The organism is Staphylococcus sp. EG-SA-10, from assembly GCF_017151945.1.
Taxonomy (GTDB): Bacteria; Bacillota; Bacilli; order Staphylococcales; family Staphylococcaceae; genus Staphylococcus; species Staphylococcus aureus.
This window is the reverse complement of record NZ_JACVZJ010000001.1, coordinates 71273-84066: the sequence shown is the minus strand read 5'-3', so window position 1 is coordinate 84066 and position 12794 is coordinate 71273. Positions and strand designations below refer to the sequence as shown.

The 12794-nt window shown below is 31.7% G+C and carries 14 protein-coding genes; 8 read left to right on the top strand and 6 right to left on the bottom strand.

All coding sequences use genetic code 11. The features are described from left to right. Nucleotides 1-128 precede the first annotated feature (128 nt). Complete coding sequence (locus IDG45_RS00515) at nt 129-1733, top strand: alpha-glucoside-specific PTS transporter subunit IIBC (RefSeq protein WP_000991505.1); 1605 nt, start codon at nt 129-131, stop codon at nt 1731-1733. Nucleotides 1734-1798: 65 nt separating this feature from the next. Here the strand turns inward: IDG45_RS00515 and IDG45_RS00510 are convergent, their stop codons facing one another. After that, complete coding sequence (locus IDG45_RS00510) at nt 1799-2329, bottom strand: hypothetical protein (protein ID WP_000904065.1); 531 nt, start codon at nt 2327-2329, stop codon at nt 1799-1801. 267 nt (nt 2330-2596) lie between these two features. Here IDG45_RS00510 and IDG45_RS00505 point away from each other — a divergent pair, with 267 nt between their 5' ends. The 3 genes from IDG45_RS00505 to IDG45_RS00495 all read left to right on the top strand — a co-directional run bounded on the left by IDG45_RS00505 (nt 2597) and on the right by IDG45_RS00495 (nt 4426). Next, on the top strand, nt 2597-3514 hold the full coding sequence (locus tag IDG45_RS00505) for a bile acid:sodium symporter family protein (protein ID WP_000486813.1): 918 nt from the start codon (nt 2597-2599) through the stop codon (nt 3512-3514). 74 nt (nt 3515-3588) lie between these two features. Then, complete coding sequence (locus IDG45_RS00500; protein WP_000285448.1) at nt 3589-4224, top strand: HAD family hydrolase; 636 nt, start codon at nt 3589-3591, stop codon at nt 4222-4224. 10 nt (nt 4225-4234) lie between these two features. Then, a complete protein-coding gene (locus tag IDG45_RS00495; RefSeq protein WP_000971980.1) occupies nt 4235-4426 on the top strand; it encodes a hypothetical protein in 192 nt (63 codons plus the stop codon). Between the two features lie 95 nt (nt 4427-4521). On the opposite strand, the gene IDG45_RS00490 is transcribed toward IDG45_RS00495, so the two are convergent. Then, nucleotides 4522-4707, bottom strand: coding sequence for a hypothetical protein (locus tag IDG45_RS00490; protein WP_000205307.1), 186 nt, complete (start codon nt 4705-4707; stop codon nt 4522-4524). After that, on the bottom strand, nt 4704-5060 hold the full coding sequence (locus IDG45_RS00485) for a hypothetical protein (protein ID WP_000917672.1): 357 nt from the start codon (nt 5058-5060) through the stop codon (nt 4704-4706). The genes IDG45_RS00490 and IDG45_RS00485 overlap by 4 nt, the downstream gene beginning before the upstream one ends. Nucleotides 5061-5339: 279 nt before the next feature. Between IDG45_RS00485 and IDG45_RS00480 the strand changes: the two genes are divergently transcribed. Then, nucleotides 5340-6719 (top strand): amino acid permease, encoded by a 1380-nt coding sequence (locus IDG45_RS00480; protein ID WP_000429668.1) that lies wholly within the window; start codon nt 5340-5342, stop codon nt 6717-6719. Between the two features lie 383 nt (nt 6720-7102). Here the strand turns inward: IDG45_RS00480 and rpiRc are convergent, their stop codons facing one another. Both rpiRc and IDG45_RS00470 read right to left on the bottom strand, forming a co-directional pair. Continuing rightward, nucleotides 7103-7975: a pentose phosphate pathway transcriptional regulator RpiRC gene (rpiRc, locus tag IDG45_RS00475; RefSeq protein ID WP_000073195.1), complete on the bottom strand. Its 873-nt coding sequence runs from the start codon at nt 7973-7975 to the stop codon at nt 7103-7105. 444 nt (nt 7976-8419) lie between these two features. Further along, complete coding sequence (locus IDG45_RS00470; RefSeq protein ID WP_000606725.1) at nt 8420-8749, bottom strand: hypothetical protein; 330 nt, start codon at nt 8747-8749, stop codon at nt 8420-8422. Nucleotides 8750-8797: 48 nt separating this feature from the next. On the opposite strand from IDG45_RS00470, the gene sdpB reads away from it, so the two are divergent. Further along, nucleotides 8798-9535, top strand: a complete 738-nt coding sequence (gene sdpB / locus IDG45_RS00465) for a CPBP family intramembrane glutamic endopeptidase SdpB (protein ID WP_111063816.1) — start codon at nt 8798-8800, stop codon at nt 9533-9535. Nucleotides 9536-9559: 24 nt separating this feature from the next. On the opposite strand, the gene IDG45_RS00460 is transcribed toward sdpB, so the two are convergent. Beyond that, nucleotides 9560-10252, bottom strand: a complete 693-nt coding sequence (locus IDG45_RS00460) for a helix-turn-helix transcriptional regulator (protein WP_001030119.1) — start codon at nt 10250-10252, stop codon at nt 9560-9562. A 384-nt stretch (nt 10253-10636) separates the two neighbouring features. Between IDG45_RS00460 and IDG45_RS00455 the strand changes: the two genes are divergently transcribed. Together IDG45_RS00455 and IDG45_RS00450 are read left to right on the top strand one after the other, a co-directional pair. Further along, entirely contained in the window at nt 10637-11434 is a 798-nt protein-coding gene (locus IDG45_RS00455; protein ID WP_000130470.1) for an inositol monophosphatase family protein, read from the top strand. A gap of 132 nt (nt 11435-11566) precedes the next feature. Beyond that, entirely contained in the window at nt 11567-12514 is a 948-nt protein-coding gene (locus IDG45_RS00450; protein WP_000831055.1) for an LCP family glycopolymer transferase, read from the top strand. Nucleotides 12515-12794 lie beyond the last annotated feature (280 nt).

Below are 12794 nucleotides of genomic sequence, written 5' to 3'. Positions count from 1 at the left end.
AAATACGTCAATGTCGTTGTAGGTGTGTAAGCGTTTACTATATATTATATTTAAATAGTAAGACATCTATTTATAAATGAATCTAATTAGATGTATTGTTAGGAAAGATGATATGGAGGGAATAGAAGATGAATGCGATAAAGCGTTTCGGTAGTGCAATGATTGTACCAGTATTAATGTTCGCTTTCTTTGGGATAGTGCTTGGCTTTGCGACATTATTTAAAAATCCTACAATCATGGGGAGTTTAGCAGATCAACATACGTTTTGGTTTAAATTTTGGTCAGTAATAGAATCTGGTGGCTGGGTTATTTTTACGCATATGGAAGTTGTATTTGTTGTAGGTTTACCACTTTCTTTAGCTAAAAAAGCACCAGGTCATGCAGCACTTGCAGCATTGATGGGTTACTTAATGTTTAATACATTTATAAATGCCATTTTAACGCAATGGCCACATACGTTTGGCGCTAATTTAGAAAAAGGCGTTGAAAATGTACCTGGTTTAAAATCAATTGCAGGTATTGCCACATTGGATACGAATATTCTAGGTGGTATTATTATTTCAGCTATTATTACTTGGATTCACAATAGATACTATAGTAAACGATTACCAGAAATGGTTGGTGTATTCCAAGGTTTAACATTTGTGGTTACAATCTCATTTTTTGTGATGTTACCATTAGCAGCAATTACTTGTGTTATTTGGCCAACTGTTCAGCACGGTATTGGCTCAATGCAACACTTTATCATTGCTTCAGGCTATATCGGTGTATGGTTGTATCACTTCTTAGAACGTGTATTAATACCGACAGGATTACATCACTTTATTTATGCACCAATTGAAGTTGGACCAGTAGTAGTCAATCACGGCTTGAAAGCTGAATGGTTACAACATTTAAATGAGTTTGCTAAGAGTACTAAGCCATTAAAAGAGCAATTCCCTTATGGCTTTATGTTACAAGGAAATGGGAAAGTATTTGGATGTTTAGGTATTGCCTTAGCAATGTATGCTACGACACCTAAAGAAAATCGTAAAAAGGTGGCGGCACTACTTATTCCTGCCACATTAACAGCAGTCGTTGTAGGTATTACTGAGCCATTAGAATTTACATTCTTATTCATCGCGCCATACTTATTTGTTTTACATGCAGTTTTAGCAGCATCAATGGATACTTTAATGTACGCATTTGGTGTTGTAGGAAATATGGGTGGTGGTTTGTTAGACTTCATTTCAACAAACTGGTTACCACTTGGGAAAGAACATTGGGGCACTTATGTAGCACAAGTTGTTATAGGCTTAATATTTGTAGCGATTTACTTCTTCTTATTCAGATTCTTAATTTTGAAATTTGATATTCCATTACCTGGACGTAAGAAAACAGAAGAGGAAGTTAAATTATTTTCTAAGCAAGATTACAAAAATAAAAAAGGTGATAGCGTAGATTCTAAACGTGCTTCAACTGGAAATGAATACGAAGACAAAGCTGCGTATTACCTAGACGGTTTAGGCGGCAAAGAAAATATCAAAGATGTTACTAACTGTACAACAAGATTACGCTTAACTGTTTATGATGAAAGTAAAGTTGCGGATACGGAATATTTCACGCATCAACAAATGGCACACGGATTAGTAAAGAGTGGTAAGAGTATCCAAGTTGTAGTAGGTATGACAGTACCACAAGTTCGTGAAGCATTTGAACAAATGGTTGATGATCAATCGTCCGAAGATAAATAATACAAAAAAAGACACATCACTATACGCAATCATTGTAAATGATCATCGTATAGATGTGTCTTTTATTATGATATACGAGCTTTGCTCATAGATGACGATCTATAATTGGCAGATAGAATGTCGATATTTCTAGTTGCAATCGTATGTAACAATTTAGCGAATATTTCTGGCGTACATATAATATGCGCATGAGACTTATTCAACGTATAAGTGATATCAGTGTGATTTTGGAACATATTCATAATATCGATGACTTTGTCTTTAATGAAAGCATCTTGCAAGCCATCAATATTGATATCGAAACGCTTTGCAGATTGATATAAATTATCAGAATCAAGTAATTCATTTATTTTCTTTGGTGAAAGTACTTGGAAAATACTATACTGATGAAAACTTAAAAATGAAATGAAGTATGGAAGTTGTTGCTTTGGTAAGCTAATTTCTAATACATACTGATTAAACTGTTTGTTTATTGAGAATTGCAACGCATCACAAAATTGTACACTTTTGCATAACTTACTTAATTTTTTTCTAGTAGTACGGTCATTTAAACCGGCGATGTTGATGATGTATGTTTCGAATTTATCAATTAACATGTGAGGACCTCCCGAGGAATACATGGCATTAAATACACGTTTAATATTTATAAAGGTGACTTAATTTTGTTCAAGTTGATTTTACCACGCTTTTTTTCTTTATTCACTAAGACTTTTGAATGAAGTTTAAAATAATTGTTTATCAGTGTTAAAATATTTGCAATAAGAAGAGAATGGCTAAATAATCTTAATTTTCAGAAAAGTAATTGTAACCTTACTGGTCTTATGGTAATATTTTTCAATATTATCGACGAGGATGTGTTAAAAATGTTTCAAAAATTGAGTATATTTGCCACGAAGAGTTTTTTGGTATGGATGTTAGTAGCAGCTGTTATTGGATTTATTTTCCCACAACATGTTGCGACATTAGGTAAGTGGGTACCTTATTTACTTGGTATTGTTATGTTAGGTATGGGATTAACAATTACACCTAATGATTTCAAAATGGTCTTTAAAGCACCTAGAGCAGTAATTATTGGTGTCTGTCTGCAATTCAGTATTATGCCCACATTAGCATTTATAATTGCAAAGTCTTTTCATTTACCACCTGATATTGCTGTTGGCGTAATATTAGTTGGATGTTGTCCGGGTGGGACATCAAGTAATGTAATGAGTTATTTAGCCAAAGCTAACGTAGCACTTTCTGTTTCTATTACTACGGTCTCTACGTTGCTAGCGCCATTCGTTACACCTGCGTTAATATATCTATTTGCAAATGAATGGTTGGAAGTATCTTTCTTGAGTATGTTGTGGTCAGTTGTTCAAGTTGTATTAATTCCAATTGCTTTAGGTATTGTTTTGCAAATTATTAATCGTAAAATTGCTGAAAAAGCTTCTACAGCTTTGCCGATTGTATCAGTTGTTGCTATTTCATTAATTTTAGCAATAGTTGTAGGTGGCAGTAAGCACCAAATCTTAACTACAGGATTATTAATATTTTTAGTAGTTATTTTACATAACGTATTAGGGTATACGATTGGATATTGGTTAGCTCGTCTTTTAAAATTAGATCGACAAGATCAAAAAGCAGTCAGTATTGAAGTTGGAATGCAGAACTCTGGTTTAGCTGTGTCATTAGCAGCATTGCATTTTAATCCAATTGCAGCAGTACCAGGCGCAGTGTTTAGTTTCATTCATAATATAACAGGGCCTATTTTAGCAAAGTATTGGTCAAAAAAGTTATAATTGCACTAATAGAATGAAGTGGTCATCGGACTGTGTTAAGCTTTGATAAAGAGAAAAAATAGAGGAGTAAATACATGTATAGAGCAGTTATATTTGATTTCGATGGAACAATAATAGATACGGAACAACATTTATTTAATGTTATTAATAAACATTTAGAGATGCATAATGCCGATCCTATAAGCATTGATTTTTATCGTTCTTCTATTGGAGGAGCAGCTACAGATTTGCATGACCATTTAATTAAAGCGATTGGTTCGGAAAATAAAGATAAACTTTATGAAGAACATCATCTTACTAGTACAACATTACCGATGATTGATACGATTAAATCATTGATGGCATTTTTAAAGCAACGTCACATTCCTATGGCGATTGCCACAAGTAGTGTGAAAGCGGAAATAATGCCTACCTTTAAAGCATTAGGTCTAGACGATTATATAGAGGTAGTTGTTGGTAGAGAAGATGTTGAACAAGTTAAACCTGACCCTGAATTATATTTATCTGCAGTACAACAATTAAATTATATGCTGACACAATGTTTGGCTATTGAAGATTCTGTAAATGGTGCAACAGCCGCGATTGCAGCTGGATTAGATGTTATTGTTAATACGAATAAAATGACAAGCGCACAGGACTTTTCTAATGTAGATTATGTAGCAAAAGATATTGATTACGATCAAATTGTAGCGCGTTTCTTTACGAAATAGGAGGCGTATCATGATGGGTTACATTATATTGTTTTTTCTAGCTGGTCCAGTAATTTTAGGCGTTGGAAATTTGGTGATTGGTCCTATATTTAACAAACAGACACCATTTCGCGTGCAAGTAAGATCTTTTGTTGTTGGTTCAATGATTTACTTAATACTCGCAACAATTGGCTATTTTTTACTATTACAAGGTAAACTTTAACGAGAAAACCACCTTACCTCATTAAATGGACGACCATATGTATGTGAAATGGTAGAACGTTCATGTTTATGTATGAGATAGGGTGGTTTAAATAGTTACATATATTTTAATAATAACGTCACGATGATAAGTACAATTAAGATAATATCTATGCCTACCATAATTGTAGCTCTTGTTGCATTACTTCCTTGTTCTTTTGCTGATTTCATAGCACGGTAGTTTGGCACAAAGCTAATAATTAGTAAGATTAAAACAATTACACCAATTAATGCTGTTGTCATGATGAACGACCTCCTTTATTTTTTTCAATCAATTCCCAAATAAACGTAGCAATCACACCGATGATTAACCCAGTGATGACACCGATTTGTACCGTTAAAAATATGGCGCCGAAAATGATACCAATAATTAATGCAATCGGTAAAGTCGTACCGAGTTTAATCTTGCGCTCTGGAGAATTAATAATAGTAAATAATGTAAGACAAATGAGTATGAAAGCAAGTGTTGCAATAATAGTTCTTCCAACTAAATATAGGATGTCAGGTTTTTCCATACCGATATAATTTATGATGAAAAATGCTACAGCAAAGATTACCGATATTTTTGTAGCACGTGGCAGTATTTGTTTTAACATTGATATACTCCTTTTTAATATTATTAAAATTATATCATAATTACCGAGAATAGCTGAAGTTGTATGTGACTCAACGGTACTTGGACAACTTTTTTTATTTTTTAGAAAAATCACAAAATAATTGTTTGCAAAGTTGCAAAAGCCTGCTATAGTAGTTCTGTAAACGATTGCATGGTATGCAAATATTAATGTACCAAAATCGATAATTTATAGTATAATTACGGCAATAAGTTTTTTTATGGATTTATTTAGTATCAATCAGAGATGGGGTAAGAAGTTATGGAGAACAATGAACTACAAAGGGGATTGAGTGCCCGTCAAATTCAAATGATTGCACTTGGTGGTACGATTGGCGTGGGGCTTTTCATGGGTGCGACAAGTACAATTAAATGGACAGGCCCATCAGTTATCCTTGCATATTTAATTGCGGGTATCTTTTTATTTTTAATCATGAGAGCAATGGGGGAAATGATTTATTTAAACCCTACAACAGGATCATTTGCAACATTTGCAAGTGATTATATACATCCTGCAGCAGGTTATATGACAGCATGGAGTAATATATTCCAATGGATTGTTGTTGGTATGAGTGAGGTCATCGCAGTAGGAGAATATATGAAGTTTTGGTTCCCGGAATTGCCAACTTGGATTCCTGGTATTATTGCTATTTTATTATTAATGGCAGCGAATTTATTCTCGGTAAAAGCGTTTGGAGAATTTGAATTTTGGTTTGCTTTAATTAAAGTTGTAACAATTATTTTAATGATTATTGCTGGTTTTGGTCTTATTTTCTTTGGTTTTGGAAATGGTGGCCATGCGGTAGGTATTTCTAATCTATGGACAAATGGCGGATTTATGCCAAATGGTATTGTTGGTTTCTTCTTTGCATTATCAATTGTAATTGGTTCATACCAAGGTGTGGAACTGATAGGTATTACTGCAGGTGAAACTAAAGATCCTCAGAAAAATATCGTTAAAGCAGTGAACGGTGTTATCTGGAGAATTTTAATTTTCTATTTAGGTGCTATTTTTGTTATTGTTTCAGTGTATCCTTGGAATCAATTAGGAGATATTGGAAGTCCGTTTGTTGCAACATTTGCTAAAATCGGTATTACATTTGCAGCTGGATTAATTAACTTTGTTGTATTAACTGCAGCAATGTCAGGATGTAACTCAGGTATTTTCAGTGCGAGTCGTATGATTTATACACTTGCTCATAAAGGTGAAATGCCGAAAATATTTACTAAAATCATGAGAAATGGTGTACCATTGTACACTGTTGTTGCAGTATCTCTTGGTATTTTAATTGGTGCTTTATTAAACGTAATTTTACCTTTATATATCGATGGAGCGAAGAGTATTTTCGTATACGTTTATAGTGCGTCTATTTTACCAGGTATGATTCCTTGGTTTATGATTTTATTCAGTCACTTACGTTTTAGAAAATTACACCCTGAAGAAGTGGAAGGTCACCCATTCAAAATGCCTGGTGGCGCAGTAAGTAACTACTTAACAATATTATTCTTAATATTAGTATTGGTTGGTATGGTATTTAATGTTGAAACTAGAATATCAGTGCTTATTGGCGTTATCTTCTTTACGATTGTAACGATTTATTACTTTATTAGATATAATAAAAATAATGTAAAAGCAAAATAGTATGATTATAATGTGCGCTTATTTTATGACAAACTTGGCCCTAGCTTATTAAAGTTAAATAGCCAAAGAAATGTTATGAGTAGGCGCATTTTTTTATAAATATAGCTTAAATCGAAGTTGTAGTAAGAATTTACCTTTAAAAGGCAATACTATCGATAGTTTTTACTGTGGGCTTAAAAAAATAGCATCATTAAAATAACAAACGCAATTGATATATGGAATGAATCCGTTAATCAACTGCGTTTGTTTTTAATATAAGAAATTGAATGGCCTTATCAAATCATTGGTCATATGCGTATGTTATACAAGATAAAAGACATGTAAGCTTTGAAAATGATGCATAAATTATTATATGACATGATTAAAGAATTTATATAAGACTGTTAATGTTTAAAGTTAATATTTGATAAATGTTTACGATAGTTATCTAAAGCCATTTTAGATTGTGTTATGAAATCTAATGATGCGTGATAATTTAATGCAACATAACGATAATATAAAATATCAATAGTGAACATTTGAGCAAATAATGAAGTTGTTGCTCCCATATGCATCTCATTTTCATCAGTTTTCCCATAAGTTAAAACAATATTTGATGCCTGTGCTACGGGATTATCCCTTGTACTAGTAATTGTAATTATAGGTATATGGTAGTCATCAATAACTTTAACCATTGATTGCATTTCACTTTGCGTACCATTGTTAGTAATAAGAATAACACTGTCGTTCGAATTGTGAGTTGCTAATAATGTTGCAAAAATATGTGTTTCTTGAACAAGTTGAATATTAAGACCTATTCTTGATAACTTTTGGTATAAGTCGGTAGCAACTACAAAAGATGCGCCAAAACCATATATAAAAATCGTCTCAGAACGTTTTAAACAATGACATATTTGATCAATAGTTTTATCATTTAATTCGTTATTAGCATGATTCAGTGCGCGTGTAGTACGTGTATGGAGTTTAGTTCTTAAAGATTCTGTACTTTCGTTATTCATTAATTCAACATTGTAAATTGATGATGCTTTAGGAACATATTTAGATATATTTATTTTCAAGTCATGAAAACCGCCATCAGTAATTTTCTTGCTGAATCGAATGACTGATGATGTACTAATATCTAATAAGCTTGCTAAGTCTTGAGACCTCATTTTAATCACCTTTTGAGGTGAATTTAGTATAAATTTAGCTATCTTTTTTTCATTTTTAGTCATATATGGATATTGACTATCTATTTCTGTTAGTACGTTTGACATATTAATCACTCCACTTTAACGCAATATATTTTATTAGCGTTGGCTATTGTTGTTTAACGCGATGGTATTTACAACTTGTAACGTAAGAGAATGAAAAATAAGCTGAATATGTTGTTTGTTTAATGATATTGAATTATAAAACTGTAAATTTTTTTAAGATGTATAGATAAAAAATAGCATACTCCCATGTGCAAATAATATATCAATATATTGATATATTACCGTAAGTCATACTGTATATTCCCAATTTATACATTATGTACTCATCTATTTAAATCTTAGTAAATGTAGTTATATAAGACTAAATCTACCATCTTAATCATTATGATTATAACTCGATTAATGCATCTTTACAATTTGAAGAAACTTTTTAATTGTATAATTTATGTAATAAAGTGAATTTTAATAAATAACTTGTTTAAATGACATTTTATGAAAAATAGGTTAATGGGCAAATTTAATTGCAAATAATGCGTTAGATAGTTCTGTATGATAAAAATTAAGATATTGAATTTTGTTACCATAGTCGACTTGTCGGAGGGGATGTTTATTAAGTAGTGTTATAATTTCATAATAGGAAACTTGATTTTCGTTTATTATATATGATGTTTCAAAGCCTTTGAACTTATTCAATTCATTAGTAACTATTTGGTTAAATTTATAAATATGCGTTTGAATGTTCCAATCTGTCATTAAAGTATTATATTTAATCGTATCAATGATTTGAATCAAATTAGTAATTTGTTGTCTCATATACTTAGTTTCGTTTATCATGTAGAAGTACCTCCAAAAATCAATTATTAAACAGGAAAGGATATAACAGTGGAAAATGAAAAAAAGAAATACACGTTTAAAGATATAGCATGGAGAGATTTGCTTATAATTCCAATTATAGGTGTTATATTTTATGCACTCACAATTGTAGCTTACATAGGACCAATTTTGTTTGGTTATTATGAAATCGATAGTAATCTGATATTTGTAGCGACTATCACACAAGCTTTAGCATATACGATTGGGATTGGCGTATTTTATTTATTTCACTTAAAAGTTATGCCATCAAGGCTTCGGGCTGGTTATGCGTATATCAAAAAATATTGGCTTAGATTGTCAATAACGTATATTATTGCTCTCATCTTAATTTATACATATGAATATATGACACAGTTTCTACCTAAACATTTGCAATATAGTGAAACAGCCAATGAACTTGAGCTAAATAAAATGTTTGAAGTGCCTGCATTTTTACCTGTAGCATTCTTATTAATTGTGATTGTAGGTCCAATAGTTGAAGAAATCGTATTTAGACATATTTTAATTGGAGAATTAGGTAAGAAGTTTAATTTTATAGCTATGAGTATTGTTTCGGTGTTCTTATTTGCATTTATTCATGTGACTGATGCAAAGTCACCGTTTGAGTTTGGTCCATATCTCATACTATCCATCATATTAGTTTTCACTTATTTAAAATCTGGAAGAAACCTAGGTTCAACAATTGCATTACATATAGCAAATAATTTTGTTTCTTTTGTTATATCAGTAATAAGTATTTATGCGTAGATAAAACCCCGTCGACTCCATAGTTTAGGAATCGATGGGGTTTAAAAATTGATGATAGTTATCAATGGATATGTCTCTGGTTTGAATCGTCTTACCGAATGAATACGAAATATCTATAATATTTTCAATTTCGAGTTCGGCAGTTTTGTCTTGAGCAATGTCATAAATGACTGCATGCCAATGTCCATGTTTACACAAAAGGCCAATAAATATAACGTTTTCGGCTTTAATATTATCATCAACCTTATGATCTACTAACATCACATTTCGTTCTGTACAATAAATTAAAATGTCGGAAAACAACATTGGGAGTGTCATATGTAGTGTGTCATCAAATTTAATATAAAAGTCCATGCGCTTAAGCAATTTTCTTAAGCGTGTTTGTGGAAGACTTAAACATTGTTTTATAATTGCATTGATTTCGCTTTTATATGGTAATGTCGAGTACGACTGACTTTCATTAAGCACTAAAAATAAGGCCGATAATTGTGTTTCAGATAAGTTTAATGCAATTTTAGATTGTGCTTGTTGTATTTGGTAACCACCATTTTTCCCATAATGCGCATAAATTTTAACACCTTGATTTTCTAAATCATCAATATCTCTTAAAATTGTGCGTTTGGATACGTTGCAATATTTAGCTAATTCTAAAGCGGTCATTTTTTTATTTTGTTGAATTGCAGTAATTATTAAATTTTGCCTTTCAGCTTTATTCATGACAGCCACCTCCTAAAAGATGATATATTACACAAAGTATAACATAAGAGTGACAATGAGGACATTTTCAATATCTTTTTAAAAAAATCGGAAAAATTTTGTGGAAAACGCTTACATTTTAAAAAAGATTGTGCTATGATATTACTTGTAACAGGGGGAGCGATTAAACAAAGGGGTAGAGCTATATAACAGATAGCTTTTAATCGTTCAAGTTACATCACAACATCTTCAATATTTATTACTTACTTTCCTTTCTATTTGTCGGCTAGCACGTGACTAGCCGATTTTTTTATGCATAAAATGAAGAAGTCTTCAGTTGTATTGTTGATTCTTTTAATATAGGGTAATAATAAAATGATAATGATATGAGAAGTGGTGGACGAAATGACAGATAAAACATTACAGCAAATAGATAAGTTAATATGTTCATGGTTGAAACAAATAGACAATGTTATTCCACAATTAATTACGGAGATGACTACAGAAACGAAGCGTCATCGATTTGATTTAGTTACAAATGTAGATAAACAGATTCAACAACAATTTCAACAATTTTTAGCAACACATTTTCCGGAACACCAACTATTAGCGGAAGAAAAAAGTAATGAAATGATTACGAATGAAATTAATCATTTATGGATTATGGATCCCATTGATGGAACTGCCAATTTAGTAAAACAGCAAGAAGATTATTGTATTATATTGGCGTATTTTTATGAAGGTAAACCAATGTTATCGTACGTATATGATTATCCGCATAAAAAGCTTTATAAAGCAATACGAGGAGAAGGTGCTTTTTGTAATGGAATTAAGATGGAAGAACCCCCATCGTTAAAATTGGAAGACGCTATTATATCGTTTAATGCACAAGTGATGAATCTGGATACGGTGCAAGATTTATTTGACGCCTCATTTAGTTATCGTTTAGTTGGTGCTTGCGGATTAGATTCTATGCGAGTGGCAAAAGGTCAATTTGGGGCACATATTAATACAAATCCTAAACCTTGGGACATTGCTGCACAGTTTTTATTTGCAGAACTATTGAATCTAAAAATGACGACTTTAGATGGTAAGGCAATTGATCATTTAAAGGGTGCACCTTTTATTATAAGTAATAAAGCATGTCATGAAACGGTACTTAAAATTTTAAATGCAAATGGTGGTTATCAAAAATACAGATAGATATTCTCGAGAGATAAAAAATAATAAAAAATAGTTATACGTCTACAGAAGTATAGTAAAAAAATTATTTTACTATATAATAAATAGAGAAAACAGACAAAGTATGTAAGGAATAGTAAAGGAGTGGTGGGATTGAAACGTTCGTCTAAAAGTAAAATGAGCCTACCGAAAAAAATATTTTTATGGGTATTCGGTATTTTAGTAATCTTAGCGATTGTAGCTGTTGTGTATGTAGCTGCTAAAATTTTTATTACTGGTAATAAGATACACAATCCGTTAGATCGCAATCATTCAGAATTAAGAGATAAAAAAGTGAGTTTAAACGATGGTGATCCATTCACAATCGCTTTATTTGGTGTCGATTCAGATGCTGATCGTAAGAAAAAGGGTGGCGGAGAGCGTAGTGATAGTATTATGATTTTATCTATCAACCCTAAAACGAAGAAAACTGAAATAGTAAGTATACCGCGTGATACAAGAGCGGAAATTGTTGGCCGTGGTACTACTGAAAAAATTGCACATGCCTATGCATATGGTGGACCAAATATGGCTGTTAAATCACTTGAAAAATTGATGAATGTGCCAATTGATCATTATGCGACAATCGATATGGATGGTTTGCATAATATGATAGATAGCATCGGCGGTGTTGATGTAGTAAGTAATGATACATTCACTGTTGATGGTGTTCGTTTTACAAAAGGACAGCAAACACATGTAAATGGTGATCAAGCATTGAAGTTTATTAGAAGTCGTAAAGAAGAAGGTGCTGGTGGTGACTTTGGTCGACAACAACGTCAGCAAATTGTACTTGAAGCGATGGCTAATAAGATTGCAAGCCCATCATCGATTACACATTTTAATAGTCTAATGAATGAAATTCAAAATAATGTTAAAACAGATTTAACTTTAGGTGATTTGAATACGATTAGAAGCAATTATAAAGATGCTAATGACACGATTAATAAACATCAATTGAGTGGTCAAGGCGGCATTCAAAGTGACGGATTGTACTACTTCATTCCTAGTGAGCAGTCAAAAGCTGAAAGTACTAAGTTATTAAAAGATAATCTAGAGTAGTAAACTAAGGGAAAATAAGTTATCAAAATTGTACACAAATTAATTAGATAGAATGAGCTGTATAAAGAATAACGAATAGAATTAATAGCCCGTAAATAGAAGGTGATAACACTTTGTATTTATGGGCTATTTTATTTAATGCCTGATTTGCGGTTTTGTAAATTAATCCATTACAAATTTAATTTAAAGATAAATCTTACCTTCTAAATGACAGTAGATATTTATCAAACTTGGGTTATTAATTTTCAGAAAAAGGGTATTTATAAATGGTATAGCGATT